This window comes from Nostoc sp. LEGE 06077 (genome assembly GCF_015207705.1).
Lineage (GTDB): Bacteria > Cyanobacteriota > Cyanobacteriia > Cyanobacteriales > Nostocaceae > Nostoc_B.
Genome location: NZ_JADEWI010000006.1, coordinates 80576 through 106436 on the forward strand (window position 1 = coordinate 80576; position 25861 = coordinate 106436).

General features: G+C 38.7%; 18 protein-coding genes. 11 read left to right on the forward strand and 7 right to left on the reverse strand.

Going from position 1 to position 25861, the window contains the following annotated elements; translation table 11 throughout:
* Positions 1–78: 78 nt before the first annotated feature.
* On the forward strand, positions 79–1344 hold the full coding sequence (locus tag IQ244_RS06300) for a hypothetical protein (RefSeq protein ID WP_096560835.1): 1266 nt from the start codon (positions 79–81) through the stop codon (positions 1342–1344).
* 278 nt (positions 1345–1622) lie between these two features.
* A complete protein-coding gene (locus IQ244_RS06305) occupies positions 1623–2129 on the forward strand; it encodes a hypothetical protein (protein WP_096560834.1) in 507 nt (168 codons plus the stop codon).
* Between the two features lie 91 nt (positions 2130–2220).
* On the opposite strand, the gene IQ244_RS06310 is transcribed toward IQ244_RS06305, so the two are convergent.
* Entirely contained in the window at positions 2221–2673 is a 453-nt protein-coding gene (locus IQ244_RS06310) for a helix-turn-helix domain-containing protein (protein WP_045873776.1), read from the reverse strand.
* 517 nt (positions 2674–3190) lie between these two features.
* On the opposite strand from IQ244_RS06310, the gene IQ244_RS06315 reads away from it, so the two are divergent.
* The 3 genes from IQ244_RS06315 to IQ244_RS06325 all read left to right on the forward strand — a co-directional run bounded on the left by IQ244_RS06315 (position 3191) and on the right by IQ244_RS06325 (position 7539).
* Positions 3191–4375: a hypothetical protein gene (locus IQ244_RS06315; protein WP_193890991.1), complete on the forward strand. Its 1185-nt coding sequence runs from the start codon at positions 3191–3193 to the stop codon at positions 4373–4375.
* A gap of 558 nt (positions 4376–4933) precedes the next feature.
* Positions 4934–7135, forward strand: a complete 2202-nt coding sequence (locus IQ244_RS06320; protein WP_096560833.1) for a hypothetical protein — start codon at positions 4934–4936, stop codon at positions 7133–7135.
* A 122-nt stretch (positions 7136–7257) separates the two neighbouring features.
* Positions 7258–7539: a hypothetical protein gene (locus IQ244_RS06325; protein ID WP_096560832.1), complete on the forward strand. Its 282-nt coding sequence runs from the start codon at positions 7258–7260 to the stop codon at positions 7537–7539.
* Between the two features lie 68 nt (positions 7540–7607).
* Here the strand turns inward: IQ244_RS06325 and IQ244_RS06330 are convergent, their stop codons facing one another.
* Complete coding sequence (locus tag IQ244_RS06330; protein WP_193890994.1) at positions 7608–8549, reverse strand: Rpn family recombination-promoting nuclease/putative transposase; 942 nt, start codon at positions 8547–8549, stop codon at positions 7608–7610.
* A gap of 314 nt (positions 8550–8863) precedes the next feature.
* Here IQ244_RS06330 and IQ244_RS06335 point away from each other — a divergent pair, with 314 nt between their 5' ends.
* Genes IQ244_RS06335 through IQ244_RS06345 form a run of 3 tightly spaced genes read left to right on the forward strand, consistent with a single transcriptional unit; the run spans position 8864 to position 11278 of the window.
* Complete coding sequence (locus IQ244_RS06335) at positions 8864–9748, forward strand: chromosome partitioning protein ParA (RefSeq protein WP_193890997.1); 885 nt, start codon at positions 8864–8866, stop codon at positions 9746–9748.
* Positions 9749–9795: 47 nt separating this feature from the next.
* Positions 9796–10602 carry a hypothetical protein gene (locus IQ244_RS06340; RefSeq protein WP_193891000.1) on the forward strand — a complete coding sequence of 269 codons (807 nt, stop codon included), beginning with the start codon at positions 9796–9798 and terminating at the stop codon, positions 10600–10602.
* Positions 10603–10657: 55 nt separating this feature from the next.
* Positions 10658–11278 carry a DUF6753 family protein gene (locus IQ244_RS06345; protein WP_193891003.1) on the forward strand — a complete coding sequence of 207 codons (621 nt, stop codon included), beginning with the start codon at positions 10658–10660 and terminating at the stop codon, positions 11276–11278.
* A gap of 4 nt (positions 11279–11282) precedes the next feature.
* Here the strand turns inward: IQ244_RS06345 and IQ244_RS06350 are convergent, their stop codons facing one another.
* Complete coding sequence (locus tag IQ244_RS06350) at positions 11283–12071, reverse strand: response regulator (RefSeq protein WP_096560827.1); 789 nt, start codon at positions 12069–12071, stop codon at positions 11283–11285.
* A gap of 256 nt (positions 12072–12327) precedes the next feature.
* Between IQ244_RS06350 and IQ244_RS06355 the strand changes: the two genes are divergently transcribed.
* On the forward strand, positions 12328–12573 hold the full coding sequence (locus IQ244_RS06355) for a hypothetical protein (RefSeq protein WP_096560826.1): 246 nt from the start codon (positions 12328–12330) through the stop codon (positions 12571–12573).
* 1 nt (position 12574) lies between these two features.
* On the opposite strand, the gene IQ244_RS06360 is transcribed toward IQ244_RS06355, so the two are convergent.
* Entirely contained in the window at positions 12575–13345 is a 771-nt protein-coding gene (locus tag IQ244_RS06360; protein ID WP_096560825.1) for a hypothetical protein, read from the reverse strand.
* Positions 13346–13352: 7 nt separating this feature from the next.
* Entirely contained in the window at positions 13353–21107 is a 7755-nt protein-coding gene (locus IQ244_RS06365) for a hypothetical protein (protein ID WP_193891006.1), read from the reverse strand.
* A 472-nt stretch (positions 21108–21579) separates the two neighbouring features.
* On the opposite strand from IQ244_RS06365, the gene IQ244_RS06370 reads away from it, so the two are divergent.
* The gene (locus IQ244_RS06370; protein ID WP_228058768.1) at positions 21580–22077 is read left to right on the forward strand and encodes a class I SAM-dependent methyltransferase; all 498 of its coding nucleotides are present in this window, start codon (positions 21580–21582) and stop codon (positions 22075–22077) included.
* A 132-nt stretch (positions 22078–22209) separates the two neighbouring features.
* On the opposite strand, the gene IQ244_RS06375 is transcribed toward IQ244_RS06370, so the two are convergent.
* Positions 22210–23745 (reverse strand): relaxase/mobilization nuclease domain-containing protein, encoded by a 1536-nt coding sequence (locus IQ244_RS06375; RefSeq protein WP_228058769.1) that lies wholly within the window; start codon positions 23743–23745, stop codon positions 22210–22212.
* Between the two features lie 42 nt (positions 23746–23787).
* Positions 23788–24144, reverse strand: a complete 357-nt coding sequence (locus IQ244_RS06380) for a plasmid mobilization protein (RefSeq protein WP_193891011.1) — start codon at positions 24142–24144, stop codon at positions 23788–23790.
* A 516-nt stretch (positions 24145–24660) separates the two neighbouring features.
* Here IQ244_RS06380 and IQ244_RS06385 point away from each other — a divergent pair.
* Positions 24661–25239, forward strand: coding sequence for a hypothetical protein (locus IQ244_RS06385; protein WP_193891013.1), 579 nt, complete (start codon positions 24661–24663; stop codon positions 25237–25239).
* Positions 25240–25861: the final 622 nt, after the last annotated feature.

Sequence of the window (25861 nt, forward strand, 5' to 3'; positions counted from 1 at the left end):
AGTTCTCAGCAAATCCCAATTTGTGCCGGGGCAAGAGTAATTAAAAATCTTGTGACCTGCATTTTGGAGGGATAAATTATGTTGAAGAAGTTTGCGTTTAATGGCTTGAGAAACCTTAATGCTGCTTTTGGAATGGTGTCTTTGACTGCTATTGCTTTAGGCACTGTAGCAACTTTTTCTGGTTTGGGCTTATTGTACTTAGCTAAGGGCGGATTCCCAATCGTTGAGAAAGAACGCTCCGAACAAATTGCCTCTATTGGCACTGGTGCTATTGTATTAGGCTTTACCGGAATTATTCTTGCTTCCTTGGGCGGTGCTTTCTTAAGCGTTGTTGAAGAATCGGAGGAAACTAATTCGAGTAGAGAAACTGCAAAAATAGCTGACATAAAACCGCTTGTATTAATAAAAACTGAGAGCTTTGAAAATTTTGATTGTCTGCTTTCAATTTACACTTACACGGTGATGAATTTTGAAAGACATCCTGATTCAAAGTGCTTGGTTATTTGTAGATTTGAGGAAGAACCATATCGGAAATCCGTACTTTACGAAGAACTACGTTCTCACCAAATTGACGACTTGGCAGTAATCTATGATGAAACAGATCCAGACAGATTAATTGGACAAACATTCTCCTCATATAAACCTTTACCTTGTGAAGCTTTAGAGGAGCATTTAGATATACACCGATGCTATATTAATGCAGTTAATAGTGAAGAATTTAGTTCTTGCTATTTGCGAGTATGTGCTGGGTGTAAGTTACTGCATGGTGCCAATAATATTGTTTGTGGGATTCATCCACATGGATGGTTTGAGAATGGTTGCTGTCCAGATAAGCAATGGGATGAACGTAAGGCGTTGTTTCCATTTGAAGATGATGCTGTTGTCGAAAATTTAAATAGAGAAATATCGTCCAATCAAGCGAATATTTGCAAATTTTACGGCAATCTTATCTTGTGGGATGAATACGCTAACCGTAGGTTTTCTTTTTCCTATTCCGGTATCTTGCTGAAACATTCTGACAGACTGCTTGAGCTTGGTATGGAAGCAAAACTTCTTTCTTACATCCAGTATTTCCGTACTCGAAATGTAGTGGTCTTTGACTACGTAGCATCAGGACGAGTTTTAGAGTTTGCAAAGGAACTCAATGGCATAGCTCAAATCGAAGTTGATGGTGATGAAATATCTATCTTTTTTGATATATATGCGCCCTGTCATCGCTTTCGCCGTGATGGTGTAGCACTGCATCCTTACTCAACTTTCGTTCCTCAAGAACTCAGATATAACTACAACTTGGTTAGCTACGTTAACTACCTTAAGAGTAAAAAATTTGGAGTGCTGGGATGAATAAGGAAGTTTCTCAAAGCTGCGAGTACAAGCCGGAAAAATCGCATTTCGCATTTTTGCAATTTCTGTATCTTGAACTGGTAATTTCTCCAATTTAACAGCTGCAAATTTTGGAAAACTTAGTTCATCTAATTGCTTAAAAAGGCAATTTATCCTCCTTCCTCCTGCTATTGGTTGGGATACGTATAAAAGCTTTCACTCAGTACGGGGGTTTCCCCCGCTACTGGGTGGTAAGCCGCTAAGCGCCGCCCATCAGTAATTCATGGAGGAACCACATTATGTCTGCTTTTGCAATATCGCCTTTTATGCAATCTGTTAACGATGTTTTGTTTCCAATCGAGTTGTTTTTGATGGTCTTCCCAATCTTCTATGTGATATTTGTCCCTGCTCAATCAGTATCACTTCAAGTTAGTAATAGCGTTGGGGTGATTTCTGAAGAGTTGCCAGTTTTGGAAACTCATGGGGATTTGACTGGTGTTGGCGCTGTTTCTGTTCGGGAAGAATTTTCTAAACCAGAATCTTCGATTATTGAAACTGCACCGCCAGTTGCTGAAACTGGGGTTGCGGATGAAGCTAGACAGCTTGTGCTGGTAGATGTTAAGGAAGAAAGGAAGAAGCTTTTGGATTTAGGTGTGCGGAAACTGCGACAGTTCTGCAAAGAACGCCGAATTCAAGGCTATTCTACCGTCTACAACCGTAAAAAACTCGATGGACTCGTTGACTTTCTGATCGCGCAACAAGTGACCTCTACTCAAGTGGTCGAGTGTGTGGAAATGCTTGCTTAGAATTAGAATTTGGTGAAAAGCCTCGGTAAAAACTGGGATTGCAAAACTACTCCCTTGGGCTAGGATAATACTTGCTTGATGACTCTTTCTATTAAGGTTGAGCTTCTAAAATGCGTCCTATACTTCTTGGCGATAGTGTTGGTAAACCTCTCCTAGCGGCTTCTTCTGCTACCTGCATATGGTAGTGGTGCTTGGAACGACTAGGTTTTCGGTTCTTGCTCCATTCGCTAATTTCGACAATTTTGCTTGCCTCTGTACTTTTGCACTTCTTAGGTCTGCCTACGTTGACACCCAATACTTCATTAGCTTTTGCGATCGCTGACTCCTGGGTTTCTGACAAGATGGTACTTGATGTCCATCTTTTCTTCCACTTTGCTATTGAGTTTTCGGTTACACCAATCTCTTGGGCTAAAGCTACATATTTTTTGCCTTCGTTTAGCCCTAGCAGAATTTTCGCTCTTTTGCTAACTTCATCGCTGCTCGTTGCCGCTATGTGTTCTAGTGCTTGTTTTTCAAGAGAATTTAATATCTGAAGATGAGGCATCTAAAAATTTACCCCTCTTTACTGTACAATTTTGCCAAATGGAATGAAGCCTGATATACTCTTTTTGTAGCGTTCATTTTTTCTAAAAACCCACCCAAAGCCCTGTTTGCACCAGGGCTTTGAGGAGAAAACAAGCCCACTTGTTAGTAAAACAAGGCGGAACATTGTTTTGTCAATTTAATTAACTAGAGACATCATATCATGAGTTTAGCCAGTTTTACAAATCTTTCTTTCGGTAGATGTATTTTTCCCAAAAATAACGCCAAAAAATATCTCTTCAATGAAATTGGTTTTAAATGGGTTAATAATAATAGTTTTCTACTGCAAAAATTCTCTTCGGGAGATTGTTTGATAATTAATTGTTCATTATTTACAAAAATTAATTATTTTTTAATAATATCACTTTCACTGTAGAAAGTGCCATCAGTCCTGCTGCTTGAGTTTTTCTACTTTTTGCTTAAGCTTTTCAAAATTGAACTTATCTTTATTTAGGCAATTTGTGACCCGGAGTATTAATATGTCTGAGGTGCATAGTCCGGCAATTGTATATATTTCTCCTGCGGAATTGGTAGTTCATCCGAAGCTGATAGAAATATACGGTGAAAATGAGGTTCGTCCCGCTTTGGAAAAAAGTATCTCGGAAAAAGGGATTCTGGAATCTTTAAAGGTATCTGCACGCACTGGTGTAAATGTAGTCTTAGCAGGTAAGTGTCGTTTGCAGATAGCCCGCCAGTTGGGAATTTCTGCTGTGAAAGTAGAATTTGTCGAGTCTGGCTCGCCTGAAGAAGATTTGAAATTAGTGCTTGATTTTAATCTCCACCGCGAAGGCGGAAAGACTCATTACCAAAAATTTCACGAAGGGCAGTACTGGGAGAGCGTACTTCGTCCCCAAGCGAAAGAAAGACAGAGGGAAAGCGCTCGTCGTTTGAATGAATCGAAGTATTCAAATTTGAACACTTCGATAGATGAGAGTAACTCTCAATTAAATAAGGGTAAACCTGTGATTCGGGAGGTATCAGAGAATCTAAGGATAAGTGTTGGCAGTTATCACAAGGGTAAAAAAGTTTTTGAATATATTTCTCAATTACGGGATTTGCAAAAATTTAAGGCAGTTGTTGCACTGGAGGCGGAATTTAACCGGAGTATTGATGCAGCTTACAAGTTTGTTTGCAATCAAGATATCTGTAACCAGGTTATAGACCTGATTGAAGCAGATGAGATAGGTAGTATAAGTGATGGTATCGCTTGGATGCGGAATGGCGATCGCAATCCGTTTCGGCGTTTCCAAGTTGGTCAAGTATATCAATTTAAGGAAAGACTGCGGCCAGAGTTGGAAATCGTGGGGCGTGTTATTGGTATAACTAATGAATTTGTTGTCTTTGGATTGAGGAATTTAGTAAATATGAACCTAGAAATCGTGAATATACGTCCGCGACAGATTGATGCGGAGTTGCAAGATGAACCATCTGCTGAACAGAGAGCAAGAATACTTCACTTAATGGAAAAGTTTAGGGATGTTTTTCCAGTTCAGGTATCTTTAGCGGAGTTGTTAAAACTACCAAATTTAACTGATAAAGAGGAGGTTTTATTGCGGATGTACGAGTCTGACGTATTTGAAAAAACTTGGGAGGATTATAAGAACCAAATGCAAGCAATGGAAGTATCTACAAATAGAAAAAAGGGTAATATTCGTGCTGCATAGGTAGCTGTGAGCAGTTAATCTAGCAGAGAATTTATCCCACAATTTAACGTTACCTAATAGATTAGCATCTCAATACTGATTGCAGTACGGGTTCATTTTTTGGGTGCTGAACTCGTATGAATATATTTGACTGTTTTTTGTTTTTAAATTCGTTGGTGAAGTGTAATTTCATCTTCACCCATTGTACTAACCTCTGCCAGTTTTTGGTGACACTTTTAGGTGTTACTAGCTTTGCATTCTTATTCCAAAACTATTTTCTAGATTTAGTCACAACTTCGCTAGAACTGACGTATTTAAATAGCTCTCAAAAAAAAGTTGGGTAGCCGCATTGTTGTTGGTGAAGCGTGTTGGACTAAATCTTAGCCTAAGCCTATGTATGTCTAAGCCTAAACAAGTATAAGCCTCTGTTTGCTTTCAACCACGAGACGATTACCAGTCGTCTCCAACAAGCGGATAACCAACCGCTTCTTAATAAAACAAAAATTTCAAATTTAGGCTAACACATTTTGACCAACAGCGAGGCTACCTGATGCACTAAAACCATCAGGACAGTCACTCATGTTCCAAGAAGATTTCGGGGCAGATGTTGATAACAGGCCCCAATTAAGTCTTTCACAGCCTGCAAAAAAGAAAATCAAACCCCACCTACCCGCAGAATCTTTGGGTAAACGCTACGTAGAGCGTTTTTGGCATCCATTTGGGGCGATAGTTGCCCCTTCTTTAGTAGAAGGTGCAAAACCAGCATGGCGCACTATCGATTATTACCTGCAACCTTCCCAACTGTGGAAGCTGCACCAAGATAAGTCAAAATTAGTAGGTCTACGCTTTGACAACACAACCCGTTACGCCACAATCGATTTGGACTTTTTTGGTGACTACCATAACATTGAATCTATAAATCGCATCAAAGCCGCATTAGAGGAAATCGGCATAGTCGATATCGTTATTCTCCAGTCCAGCTTTAGTGGTGGTTATCACTTAATTTTAAACTTTGCATCTCCCCTGCCTACCTTTGCCGTAGCTTGCGCCTTAGAAATTACTTTGAGAAATGCAGGCTTTATCCTGCGCCAAGGACACCTAGAAATCTTCCCAAACACTAAACCATATAGTGCCAAACAAATAACCAACTACAAAGCCATCCGTTGTCCCATGCAACCGGGTAGTGGGTCATTTTTACTTGATGATGACTTACAAGCTATTAGCGACTCAGTTTCCATTTTTCTCGACTATTGCGATCGCGCGGCCAGTCGGCAAGATTTAACCAAATTAAAACGGGTAGCGAACAAAGCCAAAAAACAAATTGCACAGGAGAGATATCGTAAGCAAGAGTCTGCTGATGCTGCACAGTGGCGTGCCAACTGGGAAGAAATAATTGCGATCGGTTGGACGGGACAAGGACAAACAAACACCCTCCTACAAATCTTTGCAGGCTACGGAATCGTCTTTCTAGACTTAAGAGGCGATAAATTAGTCGAATTTTGCCTCTCCACCGCAATTAACGCCCCTGGTTATAAGCAATATTGCCGACACCAACATGAAATCGAAGCTAGAGTACGGCATTGGGTAGAATGCACAATTCGTAACAAATGGTACAGTGCCTACGTTAGTTATCCCGAACGGCTGTTGGGTACATTCGCCAACACATTTGCAGAAGCCATAGCAGGTGTTAGTAGCATTGATCAACCTAAAGATAACGTAATTCCATTTGACCGTCGCCACCAACAGAACTGGGAACGTAGTCAACAAGCCCAACGACGCATCCAGATAGTAGTAACAGCAATAGAGTGGGATAGTGGATTACCAGCAGGGGCTACTGAACGGGCAAAAGCTATACGTGCTGAGTATAAACACCGCTTTAACAAAACTATCTCTCAAGAGACACTACAAAAGCACTTACATTTGTGGCATCCCACACGCTACATTTTAGACCCTTGGGCAGAAAATAGCTTAAACCCTTATCAATCAAGCGAGAACGGGCAATTTTACGAATTTCAAAGCTCATTTGTAAAACACGATACTCAAAATCCTTGTGGAATAAGTAATTACGTTCATTCTTTCTATATGAAGGTTTTTTGTAAGTGTTTACCTCCTGCTGCTACAGCCCCCCAAGGGCTGGAGTCAGCAGGGTTTGTTGAACAACTTGATGTTTCTCAGTCAGACTTAGCTGTCATCCAGCCTGCGGAAAATCTTGAATTCATAAATTCTTCTAATACTGCTGAAATTAATTCAAATAAAACTACCAATCAATTAGAGAATTCGGTTCATACAAACATTTTACAATCAAATGAATTCAGTTCTCATCAGGATTTTATATACCTGTGTAGCTCCGGCACGTCGTCAAAAGTTGATAATCAAAACTTATCTAACATGGAGGATAACGGGCTGGGTGTAGTTTCGATACCTGCTGCGGCTTCACTAGAACAACCACTCCAAAACCCCAACAATGGCTTGCACGGTGCATCTGTTGGTGACGAGACTGCTGATGATTCCTACCGCATCGAGGAACTCAAGCGAGTGACAAAACTACGGCTAATGGCTTTAACCCAAGCTAAGGCTAAGGTGCGCCAATACTGTGTAATCACGGGACATATTCTCAGCACTCAGGAACGCGATCGCTTAGAGCAACGTGCCAAAATGCAATTCTACCTCGATTCCGGTAACGAAACTCTAATTGCAGAAGCTAAGGAGTGGGCGACTGCCAATCCTGGGTGTCTACCGTTTTCCTTGGAGTTGGAGAGCGAAAAATTTTGGGAAAGATGAGGGACATCAGGCGGTAAGATGTTTGTTATTTTAGATTTTAACTGCACAAAAAGAGGTGATTCAGCTTTACAGAAGTAATTATACTTGTGAGTAAAATTTGGTACAAAAATATAGAAGGAGATATGAAAGATATCTTAATGGAAAAACTGTTTAATCAAGCAATTGAACCAATCTTCCAAGCCAACAATTTAACTAAATATTCAGCACTCAAAAAAAGAGATGATGAATTTAAATTACTGTTTCATATTGAATTAGCAGAATACGTGGACTCGAAAAGAGGATTTAATTTTTCTCTATTTATTCGTGACTTTTTAAGTGAAGATTGCTTGCCGTACAGGGACGCTATTCAACAAAAATATGGAAAGCGGGCAGCAGATTTGATTGGGGAATTAATTTGTATTTGAAAGCAAACAAAGTTAGCTGGTAGTTAGAATTTATGACTATACGGTCACCGTTCCGTGCAACTTTAACACTATGTATCTGTATTTTCTTGACTTAATTGTTGCTCAAACTCAGATATTGAACCTGTAGTTACTGCTTTTTCTAACAATTGATTCAATAACTCAATATCATATAATTCATTTAATTTTTCTACTAATTCAGTAGAAACATCTTTAAATCGAATTGTTAGGATTTGAGCAATATATTTCTGGGTAGCTTCTGCTATACCTATGCGTTCTATGCTTGTCATGTATGTCATTTCTTGTTCAGCCTCAAAACGCTCCAATTCTGCTTTGAAATTTAAATCTAACTCCGGTGGTAGAGTCATTAATCTATCTAGCAACCGGAAGATTTGCTGGATTTTATCTCTACTATAGCCTAACTCATACATTCGTTTAATTAAGCTCAACTTCCACTGCAATCGGCCTGCTAAATCTTGAGTTGTCGCTTGTGTCCGCAGGTGCGCCATCACCAGAACGGCAAAAGGACTATCACTTTGTTGCAATTCTAACCAACGAGATTCATAGTCCAGTAGCTTGACAATGGGAAATTGAAGACTAAGGCGACATCCCCAACGACCATAACTATACTCTTGTGGTCGCCAGTTGGCTTGATTATCCCCCAGAATTGCCAAGCTAACAACTTCTTGGTTATAACGGTCAAAGATTCTGTAGTGATACGAAAACATTCGTTTAGTGAAGTTGGTATCTACTTGACTTTGAATTTCCAGGTGAATTAGCAACCAAGTTTCCTTTCCATCTTTTAGCCAAACTTTAATCAGCTTATCGACAAATTGCTTACCAACTTCAGATTCTCGGATCAACTGCTGAAGTTCTTTCTCAAGGAATTCATAGCCTCTCTCCCAGTCAATTTCTGCTTGAATCTCTGGAAAGAAAAACACAAGAAACGCTTCAAAATATTGTTCTACACCTTCCTTCCAAGCACCATCATAATCAGCTCGTACTTCACTCATAGATTATTTCCGATCAAAATATCATAATGCCTTTTTTGAAAGTCAAGTTACTTTAAACGACATAAAATTTATGACTAATTTACATATCAACAAATGTTGGTTTAATGTGGAATTTTGTTGCTTGGCTTTTTGAGCGAGAGGTTGCATACTCAAAGTAGTTTATTCAAAATAAATTAGGAAAATTTTATTGAGCAATATAGTTGCTGATTTCTTTATTCCATTAATTTAATTTATTGACTTTGTGTTTACAAATTTAAAAATTTAGATTGACATTAATCTAATACAACAAAGTTTAATCACTTTGTAAATAATATATGACCCGAAAAAATAAAGAACAACCAGCCATGTCAAATAATACTTCCTCCAATACTAATGGTAAACCTCAAAAGCGACTGATAATTATAACAGGTGATAAAGGTGGCGTGGGTAAAAGTACCTTTGCACGAGCAATATTTCAACTTTACATTAATAAAAATTTACCCTGTGTTGCTTATGAAGCTGACTTAAGGAATCCTCAGATAGAAAGATATTTTCAAAAAGATTACCGCCCTATAATACGTTATATTGATATTTTTCATAGAGGTGGTGCTGACGATTTATTAATTAATCTAGATGAGAGTGATTGTCCTATCACATTATTAGACTTACCTGCACAATCTGGAGGTTTCTTTGAAAGTTATGTCAAAGAGCTTGCATTTTTTGAAGTTCTGAAAACTGAAATTAATTGTCGAGCGACAATGGTTTCAGTGATTAGTAGAGTTCTTGACTCTATCAATGTTTTAGAAAAACTTCGTGAACTTTGTAAAGACCAAGTAGATTATACTGTTGTCAAAAATCTGTTTCATGGTGAAGAAGAAAAGTTTGAGCGATATAATGACTCTTCCCTACGTCAGAATATGCTTGCAGAAGGTCTAATAGAACTTGTAATGCCAGATTTATTCTACAAGTCTTATGACTTTCTTGACCGCCATGCTTTAACCTTTAATGAAGGTCAGACTCATAAAGAAACAAATATTGTAATTAAGTCAAGAATTAAATCTTGGCTTGCTGAGTTTGAAGCGCAAATTAAGCCAGCATTTAATTTATTGGGTTTTGATATACAACCAGATGACTGTTACTACCCAGTAGTTGTGGAAAAATCTAAAGAGCTTAGAGAAAATGAAGAAAAAGAAAAAGCTAAAAACCAAGATGCAAATTAAGCATCTCAAGATATAGCTGCTTAATTGAATAGTTTGCTTGGTTGATTATGTTTAAAAAGCGTTTTGTAATTACATCGGGTGATGCTCGTGTGGGTAAGTCCACAGTTTCTAGGCTCTTGCTGGAATTGTACTTGAAAAGTAAATGCAATGCGCGTATTTTCTACCACGGTTATCGTAACAAGCTATCGATGTATAAAACAAAAGGTTTTGAAATAAACCATTTGGGATTGTCGAGGGGCGATTCGGATAGATTATTACTTGACTTAGAAATGTTTCCAAATATTGATGTAGTTTTGACGGATATGCCAGGTCAAAACCATCAAGAGTTCAAGTTTTTTGATAAAGATGTTTCACTGATAGGAAATCTTAACCATCTCGGATATCGCGTTACTTTCTTGCACCCGATATCACATCGTAAAGACTGTGTTGAAGATTATCTTGAGGATTTATACCAGCATTTTGGTAGTCAAGTTGACTATGTTGTTATCAAAAATTATTACTTTGGTAAGGAATTTCGATACTATGAAGGTAGTCAATTCCAAGCTGATATTAATAAATTAAATGGTTTGGAATTAGTTTTAGGTGGTTTATATAATGACTTATATCAGTTGCTTGAGGATACTGGTTTACCCTATGCTCAACTTATTGAAACTGCCTCCCCTCTTAATACTATTCACCGTTCGATAGTATTCAACTGGATGGAAAATTTTAAGAATTCTATTGTTTCTAATGTGATTGCTTCTAATTATTTAGGGCTAAGTAAGAACTGTACAGAACTAGCTTCTGTAGGTGCAAATCAACAAAATCCTTCCAATTTTGATGTAAATGAAGATATTGAATCTGAAGAATGGTAAGTATGAGCTTTACCAAATTGACAGTGAGGTTTTAAATTAATTATTTAAACCACCTATGACCAATATTGCAAAAGTTGTTGAAAAAGTTATCGCAGAATATTCTGAAGAAAAGAAAGCAGAGGTTACTGATTGGATACTTAAATTAGGTGTTCGACCTGATGACCCCTTGTTTAACTTATACGCGGAACTAGGAACAACCCAATTTGCGTTGCAGCAGCTACCTGGTAGGCTTGACTCGCTTGTGGTGGGTTGGACTGACATGGTGGACGATAAGTTAAATAGTGCTTCTAAGGTGGCAATACAACAACAAAAAAGTGCGATCGCCCAAGCTGCTAAGGATTTAATTAAGATGACTAAGCAAGCTGGTGGGGCGTTGCCTGTCTTGGGTGTAAGTAATTGGCGATTGGCACAAGTAGCGGGAGTGTTGGGTTTTGTACTGGCTTTAGGAACTGCAATTGGTGTTTTTACGTATAAAACTATTGCTGGAAGTGTAACTTTTCAGCAGGCGGCTTTTGGATCTGCCATTTTACAACCCGAAGATAAAAAGCTTCTGGATTGGGCTAAATCCAATGAAGGTAAAGTAGCGCGTAGTATTTATGTTAGAAACGCTGCCATCATTAAAACTTGCCGCCAGCAGAAGAAGTATTCAGGCGGCTGCATAATTGCAGTTGATTAATTTTCTAGGCAACCCAGCCTTTGTATCCCTTATTACTCGTTTTAGCTGTATCCTTTTGACTATTTTGGTTGGTTTTGACTTTGGTGTGGGTTGCTTGAGTAACTTCTTCTTCGATTTTCATGTCTGCAAAGCTGAGGATTCCCAGGCGGATAGCTTCACGGATAGCGTTTAATCTATCTTTGACTCCCAACTTGATAAATGAATTATGTAAATATGACCTGACTGTACCTTCGGAAACATACATGACATTAGCAATTTCATTATTTTTCATGCCACCAGCCGCTAATTTGAGAACTGTAATTTCTTTATTAGAAAAATCACTTAACAAATCTAGTGAATCTCTATCGGCTGTGTCATTTGACCTAAGATTATCAATCAAAATGCGATTAATAGTTGGGTCAATCCATGATTCATTATTGTATGCAGCCATTACTGCTTCAATGAATCTTTCTCCTACTTCTTCTCTGGCATTATTTTTACAGTAGTAGCAGTCTGCGCCATTACTAATTGCTGCGTTAATGGTATCTCGGCTGCTATTTGCAGTCATAACCACTATTTTAATTGACGTGTGTTTGCATTTGATTAAACTTATGACATCAGTGCCATTGATATCAGGTAAATCAATATTTATCACCACGATATCTGGCTTTTGTTGGTCAACAATTTCTATTCCTTCTTTTCCGGTTTTAGCAAGGCCACATACCTGGATTTTACCAGTTTCAGATAATATTGCTGCCGCGCCAACCCTAGATATGTTCTCATTTTCAATGATGACAACATTAATAGGTTTCATATTACATACTGTTTGGTTTAGTATTGTCCCTGATAATAATACTTATACCACTTACTTTTTACTGTTTCTTAATCTTTACAGTTACTATAAATTAATCAGCTTATTTAAAAACTTTATTTTTAATTTTAAAAAATTTACAAAGTGATTGGATGGTTTGTGTAGTTTTCATTAAGCAATCTATTTACTAGGCAATTTTATTGATCAGTTTTAGTTTTAATAGTATTTATCAAACTTAGGGAGTAATAAACGATTTTTTATGAATTTAAATCAACTTTTAGGATGGATAGAAAATATTGTTGTTTGGTCTTTAATAGGAATGCTATGTTTGGTCGGGTTAGGCAGATTACCTGTTAACCCGACAAGTTTGTTTGACTTTACTGCGTCTTTTTACTATTTTTCTGTTGCGGTTGTTATTTGCCCCAAAACTCCCTTGAGTTTTAATAACAAGCTAGTTTTGGGGTTTATAGCTTTTTCTTATGGTGTGTGCTTTGGGTTGATTTAATCTAATCTATCTCTTGAACAGCATCCTGGTTTTTGAATTGTTGTTGGTTCTGTTCGCAGTGTGCTTGTTGCTCATCGAACAGAGCCTTAAACCGTTCAAATTCATTATGGGTAAGGTTATTGATGATAATAGAGTAATTCTCTGAGCTATGATTGCGAGATGCTAGGAGTGCTTCTTGACTTGCTTCTGAATCAGGCGAATTTCTATCAAGGCTAAGAGTTTGTGAATCTTCTTCTGATTTTAGACTTGCAGTATATGTCTCACTTTTATAAAGGATACTTTGTGTCTCTTTATCTGGTTTTCCAAATATATTTAAGCGGTCTAAAATTACAGGGATAACAAATTGTTGAATTTGGAAATTAGCGATAATAGATTGTACTTGATCGTGTTGATCTTCTTCTACTAGGTCGCCATTATTGTCGTCATTTTTATCTGTAAAGTTTTTTAGAACGTCTGGTTCAATTGTATTGTTTTTAGACTGGCTTACTTCGGGTTGTAAAGATGACTCTGGACTAACTGGATTAACAAAATTGATAGGTTTTATTTCTGTGGAGCTTAACTTTACTTCCTCTTGCGCTATTTCACTGATTCTACTCATTTCTGAATTTAACTTTAACACAGCCTCTTGTCGTTCCTCAGCAGTTGGAGGATTTTTTGCATATTCTTCAAATTTCTCATCAGGTATATTAAGCTGTGCGATTAATTCTCTGAGGAGACAAGCTTGCATTGCTGGAGTTAAACCTTCTACTGGAAACTCGATTAATTCTTTCATAATAAAATTACCTTTCTACTAAATCTTTTTTGACATCTTTGAGTGCATTATTGATGCGATCGCTCATAAATTGAAAATCTTGTAATGTTTCATCACTAATGTTACTTACTTGAGTCTTTCCTTGTTTGACATATAGCAAGATATTATCCTTTTTATCTTTAACTAGATAAGTTTGGTTTTGAGTTTGAGTAGCAATCTGATATTTTTCTGTTTGGACTGTCATAATGCCATTAATATCCTCTTGTCCAATTGTCTTAACTACACGTTGAGCAAGACTGGTCATCTCATTAACTTTTTCTAATTCTTTAATGTCTTCTTCCATTGCCTTAAAAGCATTCTCAAGACTAATATTTTCTTGAATGTATAAATTAGTTATCTCCTGAATTCTATTGAGATATGTGTCTGATTTACCGAGTTTTTCAGCTGCTATATACCAGTCTTGGAGATTTTGCACTGTATTAGCTTTCATCCGCTCGATAATGCTATCCATCACTCCAACTTGCTGTATTTTGGGTTGAGCAGGTGATGCGAGTGCTTGGTTAATATTTGGTTGTTGGCTTTGTTGTGATGAAAAAATGTTCTTGTCGTTAGAAATTAATGAGTTATCTGATACTTGTGTATTAGTAGAAATAATATCGCTACTAACTTTGGTGTTTTCTACAGGATTAAATACTGCGTATCCTTGGGAAGTTTGTTCTACTCTGTACCCTTTTTCTTGAAGATAATTTTGAACTAATTGGTCAGTTCCTTGTGCATTTCCGACTAGAAAAGAGCTTTTCACTGCTATTGCCTTATCAAGTAAGGGTTTATAGTGATTTTCAAATGTTTGGGCAATTTGCTCGCTTGTTACTCCACGCCACGGGCCAGATCCGGACACCATAATCATGTCTTCTTTTGAGTAATTTCCTGTGTTGGCACGTTCCCCCCATGCTTGCTCGTAATTTCGTGTGCTTGAAGCTGTATCAAGGGGTGCAGCTGATTTACCGATAAACTGGGTAGCTATTTGGGCCATCGCAATGTCTTTTTTCATGTGTTCAGCGACGGCGGCGTTTATAGGTTCGAGTTGGGACAGTGGATTTGTGGGCCGCAGAGCAGTCTGTTGGGACTTGTCCTGCTGGGTTTGTACTGTAGTTTGTTGTGATTTTGCAACTACATATATATACGCTTCGCTAAGGGCTTGAATAAATGCGGATTCTTTACCCTTACCCTGCCACTGTTGATCCTGGGCATTAGTAATGCTTGTACAGTTTTCTAACCAATTGACTCCCCCACGTTTGGCGATCGCCTCAGTTAGCCGGGGGTGTTGTTCGAGTTTAGCCTGAAGCACTTCTACCATTAGCTGGTATTCATCAACTGATGGATGCAACTGCTTTTGGTGATTAAATGCGTGTTCGGCGGATGCGTATGCTACCCCTTGAGGTTTTTGGACATGGGTTTCTACTCCATACTGCCCGGCGGAGGCTTCTGGATTATTTTTGACTGAAACTTGGTAATCGTTTTGCAGCTTGCCTTGTTCTTTGGCGAGTGCAGTGGCAAGGCTGAGTGCTACTCCCAGCCCATCTTTAGAGTCTGGGCTGATATTTACTGGTGTTGCAGGTTGTTTTTGGATAATTGGGAACGGAACAATTTTGCCATTGACATAATCTCCTAGTGGCTCCATGAATAAGCCATATACCTGACTCTTACTCGCTTGAGTTTGGGTAAGTTCTTTTGGTGAATGCTTCTCCCATCTCGCCCAGGCTTGCTGGTAACTTGGGTCTTGGATCATTTGGGTGGTAATTTTGTATTGCTTACCTACCCGAAAAGCAACTTGCTCGCCGTTTTTACCTTGGGCGATCGCAATATCTCCCTCATTGATACCATAAGTTTTTTGGTAGTCTACACCTCTGGTAGTGTGTATCCTACCGTGTCCGCGCATAGCATCAATGGTTGTTTTAACTGGTATCGTGGCAGCTTCGCCGTGCAGATGCAGCGTATAAACCATTGGTACTGGTTTGCCAGATATAACCGGGTTGTCTGGAATCTGAGGATTAGCAGCGCGTACCGCAGTGGAATTGCCAATGGCGATAATTTCTTCGACAGTTGGTTGGTTTAAAGCGTGTGAGGGTATGTTTTGGGTGACTTCTCTGAGGCTGGTATAACTGCGCTCTACTTTAATTTCTCCCCCTGGTGTCCACTCGTTAGCTCTGATGGTGAGGTCGCTGTTGCTTTGGACTACCGCACGCGGAGGTTGATTTGAGGTGAGGAAGTTCTCAAATTTTTGGCGAACGCTGTTTTCCCTGCCCAGGTCATTTTTAATTGACCAGATATTAATAGACCATCTGCCAGCTTCAGTCTTTAGTGCAGCGTGTTCGTTCTTGCAGTTAAAGCGGGTTACTGTACCTGACTCAAGTTTAAACTCTTGGTATGGCGCGTCCTGATTCTCTTCCCTAGTCCATGCCATTCGTTCCTTAGCAGCACGATAGCCCCAGTCACAATTTCCGATATTGATGCTGCGGGCTTCCGTCGCGGCGTAGGAATCATCGCGGTGGTAGTTAATCCCAGCACCAGGGTTCTCGGAATAAGTTACCAGCACAATATCAGCGTCAGGATAGACTTGTTTGACAAGTTCCATCAACCTGTCGTCTTGTATCCCTGGCTTGAAGTCTTTATCCTTCAAATCCCATTTTGCACCGACCCAGGCAACTTGTCTCAGTGGTGCATAGTTAGATTTGTCATTTTCCAGTATGGGCTTGAGGTGGGTTTCAAGATGCGATCGCAACTGGTCTACTTTTTCCTCGCTTACCTTACCCAATATTTCGATAGCTTTAGTTGGATCGGCTTGACGCGAGTTGGGTAGTAATATTGGTTGATTCTTAGCTTCTGATTGTGTATCCGTTACTACTTGTATCTCAACTGCGTTTTGATAGACTTGTGAAATTCCTGCAACTGTGGCGTTAGTATTTAATTGAATATTAGTTGTATTCTTTTCTGGTAAAGCTTTAGCAGGAACAATTGGTACTGGAGAATCTTCTTGATTGAGTTCTCTTGGACGGTTAGGAAGTGCTTGTAAAGCTTTTTGGTACTCACTATTTTCTGGAATTTGGTTTAATTTTAAAAGACTACCTTCAGTTGTAACTTTTTCATTTAACTCTGCACTAAGCTGTTCGTAGCGGTCAAATCCATCAACTTCAGCGATATTAATAGCTTCTCCCAGTAAACTATTAAATTCTTTCTTTATTTCCTCACTAATTTCATTTTTATTAAAAATAAATGTAGCAGTGTTACTCTCAATAAAATAATCGTTTTCAGTAGATTTTGATTCTAACCAAGTGGCTACAGCGATCGCGTCTTGTGCGGGAACTACTAATCCCAAAGCTTCTTTAGTTTCTAAGAGCGATCCATCGGGGGAAGTATATTGTTGATTTGGATTATAAAAATATACAGTTTGTTGGGGAATAATGGGAGTGGGTTGTGAGGGTGTATCTGCACTGTTGATATGACCACCAGCACGGTTAATAAAGGTTTGTCTTAATTCACTGCTGATAGTAGTTTCATCAAGTACGAATATAGTCATTCCTTTTTTGGACTCTAAGCGAGCTTGTGATATAGGAAGCTGTTCGTATGATACTCCTACTTTTTCAAGATACTTTTTGGTTTTTTCGGCTATATTTTCATCAACTGCTAATCCTAAAAGCCCTACTAATTTTTGCTCTTTATCTTGAAACATGATTGTAGGACGTTCGTTTATTTTACCGAGAATTTGGTTACGTTTTTCTTGCTGTTCGTCTCTGACAGTCTTTTCATTACTTATAAGCTGACTGCGTTTAACCCATTTGTCGGGATACTGTACTGTTTCTGGATTAATAATTATTTTACAGGTACTTTCATTACTGGTAATCTGTACAGGGATAGTGGTTCGTTGTTGGTTTGGGCGAATAATGCCCGTATCAATTAATTTTTGTACAGTGCTACTTTCTTTCCTTTGCCACTGTTTTTGTATATTTCCTTTATTTAAATCAGCTTCGAGACGTTCATTATGCTGACCAATGATACCGAGTGATTGGTCACCAATTTTAGCAATATAAACGTGCTTTTTATCAAATGCCCTAACTAAAGTTTCTTGAAATACTTGGTTGTTAATTTCCTGTTTTTTGTACTTTGGATTCGTAATATTAATTCGTAACAGATTATTCTGAGATGTCTCTGCTATAGCATAGGCATTTTGTCCAGTGATGATAGTTTGAATTTTAAGATGTAACTGTTGCCCATTCCCAGGCTTTTCTGTTAGCCAGCCTTGAGCAATACCTTCTTTGATTGATTCTTTATCAATATTGCCTAGTTTTTCAGGTCTATTACCATTTTGAAGATAAATAGTATAGTCTTCCCGAATCAGGTCAACCTTTTCGATTGTTAACATTACAGGTTCATTATTAAACCTTTGGGAATTTCCAAACTTATTAACTTCGCCTACTTTGAAAGTGAGTTCTGGTAATCCGGGTACTTTGGTTGTAACAGAGGTGGTGTATACTTCACCTTTTTCAACACTGCCAATCGCAATAGTACCAATTGGTAGCCGGGCGTTACTTTGTTCAATATTCCCAAATGTTTCGTAATTACCCTCTTGATTCTGGATTTCAATTACACTTTTTCCATCTTCAGCTAGATTAAATCGAATACTCTGAGGTTGATTTTTATTAAAAAACTCATTATTCCGGTCAAATCCAGTGATACTAAACTCGGTAAACTTGAGTGTATCTAACTGACTGATAATCTCTTGAGGAAAAGCAGCAAAGGCGAAATTAGAAACTTTATTTTGGCGATCGCTACTTTTATCATTACTAGTCTCACGAGTAGTTGATACCGCCCAGGTGGCAGCTGCCATTGTTAGCTTTTGGTCTTCTGGAATCGAATTATAAAATTCCTCTGCTACTTCGTAAGCTCTTTGGTAAAGAAGTTTAATTTGACCTTCGCTTAGTTCAGGCTGCAATGATATTTTGTTAGATGTTACTTCATGCCCAAGTGTAATTCCTATTTCTTCGAGTTTATTTTCTTGCTCCCTTGCCAGTGTCCCTAATTTTCTAAATTTGGGTTTACCATTCTCAGTTTCATCGTTAATTTGAGCATAAACTAAATATTTATGAGGATGGTTAATGTTGCGCTTATCTTCGGAGATTTCTGATACTTTTATTGTAATTGTGTTAGCTTTCCAGATAAATTCATTATCATACTGTAGAAGATTAGTTATACTTACTTGATTACCATTAGCAAGGGTAATATTTGCAGATGGCCCTTTTTCAGTTTCTTTTTGTTTAGATAGCTCACTCGCTCGGTTGAATGATTTGTCGAATTCTTTTTTGATGATGGTAGCTCTTAATCGCTGTTCATGAGAAAATTCAACCCCTTTAAATAAAGCGTGAAATTGCACAATTTCACGCGATTCTAGGCGAGCTTTTTCAAAATACTGATTGGTTTGAGCAATTAGTAACTCAACAGGTGAATATCCCGTCGGTTGAATTATATTGTCAATATAGACATCTTTTTTCTTATCCTTAATATAGTTGACTTCACGGTGAAGAATCCGACTGTTGTTGCGAATAATTTCAATTTCAGGTTTTTTGGCACTCTTAAAAAGGTCAACTGCAATTTGATTTTGAAATGCTGCCTCAGCAATCATTTCACGGTACATTTGGGTATTAATTTTCATAGCCACTACTGCATTAGCCTGGTTTAAGGGTTCTTGTCGAACAGTTTTGATGAACTCTTCCATGTAACTGCGATACTTGCTTGGAATCTCCTTCCCTTCAATACCCTTGGATTTTGCCCAGGCTTCTGTTTTGAATAAATCTTCGTAGTGTTTGGCTACCTGCTGTACGTACTCAATTTGGTCTTTTTCGCTACCAAAGTTTTTCAGAATCGTAATTTCTGACTCTAACGCCTCAATTGCGGTAAGGTGATTGTTGATAACACCCACACTAATGCTATCGCTCATGTGGATGGCGATTTCCTCAAATTCTTGCTGACTACCATCTTCTTGGTAAAAAGATTGTTTTTTAAGTTTGACAGTTGGAGCGTAGGCGTTTTCAGGAAGGTTGCGCTCTTTTGCTTCGGCGGTGAGGTTGGGATATTTGGTTGCCCGCTCGAAGCCGATACAATCACCATCGTAATCGCGTGCTTGACGCTCTTGTTCGGACTCTTGAGGAAGAATTTCTAATTCATAACCAGCTGATTTTAGTTCTAAAATATACTGATTAAATTCGTTAGTAAACTCGATTTTATCTTTAGTTTCGAGCTTACTGATACTTTGGTCTAAGTAATTTTCAATACCTTCTAACTGGATATTTTTTCCTTGAGCTTCTGGCAGGATAGATTTAATTTGCTCATTGAGGCGGTTATAAATGCGATCGCTTGTTTCGTCCGAGACAGCGATCGCACCAGCAAGAGGTTGACCATCAGGCCCAAGGATATCTTCTACAATTTTGTTAGTTGAGACGCACAGACCATTAGAGTTGAGGAAAGGGGAGCGGAAGTTGAGAACTTCTTCGCCATCTTGATAATGCGGTATGGAAATTTCCCCATTTTGCAGGTCTTTGGAGGGGATGACCATTGCTCGCTCAAACGTTAACGTCTTGCCGATGGCGATTTCTTTCCACTCGTTTTGGACGAACCGGGCGAGTTCGCGCTGTACTTTCTCAGTTTCAAGAAGTTGGCCATCTCCTTGCAGGTCAGCTTTGATGAGTTTGTAAATAAACGAGTCAGTAGCAATGCGATCCCGCAAAGTTTCTAACTCTTCTGCTAATGTTGGATCTTCTGCTGCTTGTTCTTCTAGTGTAGTTGCTTGTTCTTCAAGAAAAGCTTTCCGTTTCTCGTACTTTTCGCAGTAAAGTTGTGCAAGTTGCCGAGGGTCATCCTGTGCTTCTTTAAGCTTTTTGGCTTCAAGTTCTAATTGTTCAGTAAAGTCTTTCAGTCCGTTAGGGAATGAAGCGAGTAACTGTGAGATAGCTGTCTTGCCGAGTTCAGATTGTGATTTTTCACCTAGCCAGATATTTTGTCGGTATAATCCAGGTTGAATTTGAGGCTTAATCGGGCCATTAGGATTATCTTTATCAGTTCCTTTGAACGCAGATAAGGGAAGAATTAGATCAATTTTAATTAAGTTATTGGGGTCTTGATAATTGAGGATTTGCTCAAGGTTAGCAGGGCGTAGTGTACCTTTACCAAAGCGGTATTTTTGATCATCTCCGTCTCGATTAGTCCAACCGAAGCGGTGCTGAATTACTCGATATTTATCACCTTTTTGATGCTTGGTTAATTCGTGATACAGGTCTTTTGATATTTGTCCGTAACAGTCTCCTGTTAACCTATATGCTTGGTCATTACTGATAATGCCGCCATTTTCACCATTATTATCATCAACTATTAGGATGTTTAACTCTTTATTGACAACATTTCTACATGAACCAAGAAAGATAGACCCGTAAGCACCTCTATCTTTGTTATCAGGGCATAATTGCCTAATTGTATCTAGACATTCTTCGGGGCCATATAACAACCGAGTTTTTGATGATAATAATAATTTATGACCTTTAGGATTATTAGTTAATTGTTCCATAGTAGACTTTTCGTCCATATGCCCGAACGAAAAGTTTACCCCAGGAAAGAAATATTCTAATAGAGTATTGTTAAGTTCTTCCTTTAACAGCGAATCTGGATTATTTGTATTACCATCTGTATGAATCCATTGATTTAATCTAGTGTCAAAATGTTTAGCTTGAATTGTCATATATGAACAATTAAACTTATAAAATTAAAGATAAATTTTCACTTTTTGGCACTAAAGTATCCGTAGAGTTTAATTTTACTTTCTCTTTATCAGTAATTTATTCAACAAATTTCTAATTTAGACTAGCAATTTATGGGTATTTTAAAATACGATATTATAAAAATTTTACTTAGCTTTTTATTGATAAATACTTATTCAGCGTGATCTCAAAGTTTAAGCATGACAAAAAATATACAAACTTATTGGTTTCTTTTTACTTAGTTATAAATCCGTAGTAACTTTTGTAATGTTTGTGATTATGGTTGTGTTGGTAATTTTAAGCAGAATGACAATGTGTTAAAAACTCAATACTAGATAGCATAGAGGCATCACAGTAGGGAGGCGATTAACACTGATGAGCATTGTAGACAGTATATTCATGCAGATGTTTGGTCGCCCGAAGGGTATGCTAGGTAGGTTGGGTGGCATGATTATGGCATCCATGAACCAAGCGTTTACCTATTCGGTGATCGACCTACTCGATATTCAGCCAAATGACCAAGTGTTGGAAGTTGGATTCGGCTCAGGAGTGGGTATTCAGCGTTTATCCTCTTTAGCATCAGCAGGATATATCGCAGGCATTGATTACTCTCAAGAAATGGTTGAGCAAGCTACAGCTAGAAACATGGCGGAGATTGAGATGGGTCTGGTTGATTTACGGCAAGGTTCGGTGGAAAGTTTGCCCTTTGAAGACAACAAATTCGATAAAGTGCTGGCGGTTAACTCTATGCAAGTTTGGCCAGATACCGTAGTTGGGCTGCGGGAAGTGCGGCGAGTTATGAAGGTTGGTGGTCGAATAGCACTTGGTTTTACTTCTTATTCAGGGCAATCAAGTACTGGATTGACTCAGATACTTACGACTGCTGGTTTCACACAAGCAAGGATAGTGGAGACGGATCGTGATTTTTGTGCATTGGCGATCGCCCCATGACTAATTGTTAAAAATGAATGCCATCTAACAAATACTTACAGGTTACGCCAAAATTTTAAGGTCGCCCTTTGTTCTAGCTATTACTTTAATAGGAATTCTCAGTAGATTAAATTCTCTCTACTGGTAGATTTACTACTGCTCAATACCTCTTTGCGATCGTGAAGCGCTGCTGCGAAGCGCGGATCGCTGTTTATTCATTAATACTTGTTGCGTAAAGAAACGCAAACTTTCAAGCTGCTCAATTTCGTTTGTTGTTAGTCGAGTTGGTATCTCTTCGTACCAAGTTCTCTGACTGTAGCAGGTTTGCATCACAGGAGTATTATCCCCATGACGGTAAACACTCAGAGTCTTGCTATCTAAGCTGGCACTCAACTCCCGTCCTTTGATACGGAAGTTATTGGTAACAAGCATATAGTCAGTGATTATAGAAGGCAAATGTTTGACAGTAGAAGGCAGAAGGTTAAGAGAAGGAGGAACAGGGGAAGATTGCTCTTCCAAGAATTGTTTAGCAGTGAGACCGTTGTCTTCTGAAATATCCTGTTGTGGGTACTGTTGTTGTGGATGCGGCTGAACTTTTTTCTTAGTGTTATTTGCTTTCAATGTGGGGTTGTCTTCCAATAATTTGGATTGTGTTACTGGAATCTCACTTGGATAATTACTGTTTAGTGTATATGTACTAACAAGTGTTTTGGAGTTACTATCGGTATCACCATTGCTATCACTTGCACTGCTGCTAGTAGGTTTATCACTATGTAGGTAATTATTATTACTTAGTATTTTGTTATTTATGCGGTTAACTGCTCTGGCTTTAGCTTGTTGGATTATTTCTATATCTTTATCTGGGTCGTACATGATTCCATATTCAGACCGCAGTTTGTTCCAGCTATAAGGTTTGTATACTTGATAACCAGCAATTTTTACATCATTATGAGTGTAGGTAAAGCCTAGTAGTTCTTCCCCCTGCATCTTAGGCAATACTCCAATGTTATTTTCCTCCAGGCGTTGAATAAACGTAGAGACGGTGGGACTGTCCTTAATGGCTTCTCCTATTGCTTGGCGAATAATTTCCTTACTGGTTGGGGTTTTGTGCTTACTGTTGACTGCTCTAATGCTTTTTGATCGGTTGGGGCTGGTAAGTGTAATGATGCCGTACTCTTTCTCTAACCTAGAGGCGACAGCTTCATTTGTTGTTGGAGTTACTTCTAATTCTAGTTCCGCCGCGATGCGTCTAGTTGAGACTTGGGAGTTGAAATAATCATAAGAATCATTAACTAAACTACCATCTAACCGAATCCGGGAGGTAATTATGTGCAGGTGTTCGTGGTTGCGATCGTGGTGGCGTACTGCAACAAACTGACTGGTAGCTGCTACAGATGATTCTTCTTTGGGCAAGTATCCCATATCTTTGAGATATTCTCTTGCTACATAACTGTACTGACTGTTGGATAAATGCTCGTGGTAGTTCGGGCGGTGTGCGATTGAGATGATGAGGTGAGCGCACTGCCGTTTAACTGCTTTGTTGGTGTACTTGATGGTGAGAAACTGCTGGTTAAATTCGTCTGGCTTTGTTCCCATCATATTAGTATCGACAATCGCAGCATCATCTTTGCCCAAGACATACTTGAGCGTGTCGAGAAAATTGGGTTTTTTGTAGATGACGGGAATCAAATTGAGACAGTTGAAAGTGGGGGCTATAGAACTTACAATGCCTTATTTATCTTGGCTTGAGGGTGATTTCTCTGGAACGTCTATGTTAAATGCAGCTGCGATGGTCTGATCTACAAGTGCGATCGCCTTATTAACAGTATCCAAAATTTGCTGGTTGTTTGTTTCTTTCGCTAAGTGAGATAACATCATCAGTTCGCTTTTAAGGTTTCCAGCAGTGGCGCGGATAGTTATCAAGTCGGCAGACGGTTTTGCCATTAGTACCCGCCTTAATCCACAGGAACGTAAATACTCAGATGCAGTTACCCCTGTGGCGATCGCTTTTTCCTCAATGGTAGTTTTCTCTTCCTTAAAGAGGTATACCTTGATAGATTTAGTTCGCTTTACGGGGTCATTTACCATACATTAGTCATCAAAAAGTAAATATAAAACAGAAGTAGTATTTATTAGAACTACATGATAAACGATTGTATTGAATATATTGTCAATTAATCTAATTTATTGCGAATAATATAAGGATAAAATGACCCCATTGAACATACCTTGTTTTAGTTCTGGATTGTGCGACAACAGTAATGGTTTATTGTGGAACGGGACTGATGTAAATTCATATGCAGTGAGGGTTGTAGAGTTTTGTTCCAAGACGATTGATGTTTGAAGTAATGCTGAAATAGTTGGGTCAATTTGCCCTCAGAATACCTCAATCATGGGAATTGTAAGAGTTTATTTATCAGTTAACAACATATTTTTATTTAAAAAATTAGACCTAATTTTCAATTGATTGGGGTAATTGGTGTGTGAATTGGGGTAGTTAGGAGTAAATACGGGGGTAAGTTCTTCTACAGTGTGGTTAAAGTAAGAGTATTGACAAATAGCTTACTGAAAAGCTTGGTTTGCAGATTATATAGAAGTAAAGGTATGGCAAGAGCGAGTAAGCCTGCTGATTCTGTTGAGTTGGCGCGAATCATGCGGAATAAGGATACTGAGGATGGGATAGTAATTAGCTATCTCCAGTCGAAGAAGCGAGGGCAAACTGAGTTAGTATGTGAGGCGCTGCGGGCTTATTACCTACCGTTTGCGCTATCGGCTGCGGGAGTATCTGGTATGGAATTGCAGTCGGCCCTCCATGATGCGATCGCGCAACTTGAAGCCCAGATAATTAAGATGAAACGGACATTTGGGATGGAGGGGTTGCCCCAGGTCGTTCTTGTTAATCCTCATAGTGGAATTTTCTCGCAGGGTGTGATTGGCTTACAACCAACAATTGGAACTAATGGTGTGGGAGTAGCTCCTGTTTCAGCTAATTTGGTTCCCCCTTCGGTTTCTTTTTTTGATTCCACTGAGCCAAGTCCTGACTCGCTACCTGTTCTCTCAGAACCAGCCGGATCAAATATTTTGGAACAAAATTCTGAAGATGATGGGTTCTTTAATGATGATGAGGATGACCCAATTGCTAAGGCAGAAATAGAAGTTGATGCAGGATTTCGTCTGGAGTAAAGGGATTATCAGGAATGGCTGTTAGGTGTTAGAGAAAAGCGTATTCTTTGCCTTCGCTTGTGATACTTACGTAATTTCCTCCTTTGTCCTGTTTGTCATTGTGGGCAGTATTTTTCAGAGTACGATGGCTACGCCTGCCGCAGGCATCGCGTTAAGCACTGTTGCTAAGAAGTGCTTTGTAAAGAGGTACAAAGCACATTGAGAAGAAGTTTTTGCCCAAGCACCTGCATTATTCAAAGTTTCGATTAAACCATTTCGCCATACACTTGGTCAAAGCTTGTGATCGAGTGCATTAATAGTATTTGACCGAACTGGAGAGGCGATCGCATTCTAACTCCGGAGGTGCAATTGCCTTCATGATATTTCATTTGTAAAAGTTGCAATCAATAATTTTGCAGCAAAGCAAATTTGTAATAAACCCCATTGGACATACCTTGTTATTGTACAAGACTGCCCAATTGTGGTGCTTTTGATGAGGTAAATGTGGGGATGATTGAGGTAATACTGGGTGCAATAATTACAATTACATTGTTTATTTGACAAGCCAAAGACAAATATTATTTTGTAATTCAACTTTTAGTTGATACAGAATTAGGGTGTGATTGGGGTAATTTGTTCATGA

Bases quoted from the DNA above. Each gene is read 5' to 3' on its own strand.
- IQ244_RS06300 (WP_096560835.1), top strand. From the start codon at position 79: ATGTTGAAGAAGTTTGCGTTTAATGGCTTGAGAAACCTTAATGCTGCT.
- IQ244_RS06305 (WP_096560834.1), top strand. From the start codon at position 1,623: ATGTCTGCTTTTGCAATATCGCCTTTTATGCAATCTGTTAACGATGTT.
- IQ244_RS06310 (WP_045873776.1), bottom strand. From the start codon at position 2,673: ATGCCTCATCTTCAGATATTAAATTCTCTTGAAAAACAAGCACTAGAA.
- IQ244_RS06315 (WP_193890991.1), top strand. From the start codon at position 3,191: ATGTCTGAGGTGCATAGTCCGGCAATTGTATATATTTCTCCTGCGGAA.
- IQ244_RS06320 (WP_096560833.1), top strand. From the start codon at position 4,934: ATGTTCCAAGAAGATTTCGGGGCAGATGTTGATAACAGGCCCCAATTA.
- IQ244_RS06325 (WP_096560832.1), top strand. From the start codon at position 7,258: ATGAAAGATATCTTAATGGAAAAACTGTTTAATCAAGCAATTGAACCA.
- IQ244_RS06330 (WP_193890994.1), bottom strand. From the start codon at position 8,549: ATGAGTGAAGTACGAGCTGATTATGATGGTGCTTGGAAGGAAGGTGTA.
- IQ244_RS06335 (WP_193890997.1), top strand. From the start codon at position 8,864: ATGACCCGAAAAAATAAAGAACAACCAGCCATGTCAAATAATACTTCC.
- IQ244_RS06340 (WP_193891000.1), top strand. From the start codon at position 9,796: ATGTTTAAAAAGCGTTTTGTAATTACATCGGGTGATGCTCGTGTGGGT.
- IQ244_RS06345 (WP_193891003.1), top strand. From the start codon at position 10,658: ATGACCAATATTGCAAAAGTTGTTGAAAAAGTTATCGCAGAATATTCT.
- IQ244_RS06350 (WP_096560827.1), bottom strand. From the start codon at position 12,071: ATGAAACCTATTAATGTTGTCATCATTGAAAATGAGAACATATCTAGG.
- IQ244_RS06355 (WP_096560826.1), top strand. From the start codon at position 12,328: ATGAATTTAAATCAACTTTTAGGATGGATAGAAAATATTGTTGTTTGG.
- IQ244_RS06360 (WP_096560825.1), bottom strand. From the start codon at position 13,345: ATGAAAGAATTAATCGAGTTTCCAGTAGAAGGTTTAACTCCAGCAATG.
- IQ244_RS06365 (WP_193891006.1), bottom strand. From the start codon at position 21,107: ATGACAATTCAAGCTAAACATTTTGACACTAGATTAAATCAATGGATT.
- IQ244_RS06370 (WP_228058768.1), top strand. From the start codon at position 21,580: ATGGCATCCATGAACCAAGCGTTTACCTATTCGGTGATCGACCTACTC.
- IQ244_RS06380 (WP_193891011.1), bottom strand. From the start codon at position 24,144: ATGGTAAATGACCCCGTAAAGCGAACTAAATCTATCAAGGTATACCTC.
- IQ244_RS06385 (WP_193891013.1), top strand. From the start codon at position 24,661: ATGGCAAGAGCGAGTAAGCCTGCTGATTCTGTTGAGTTGGCGCGAATC.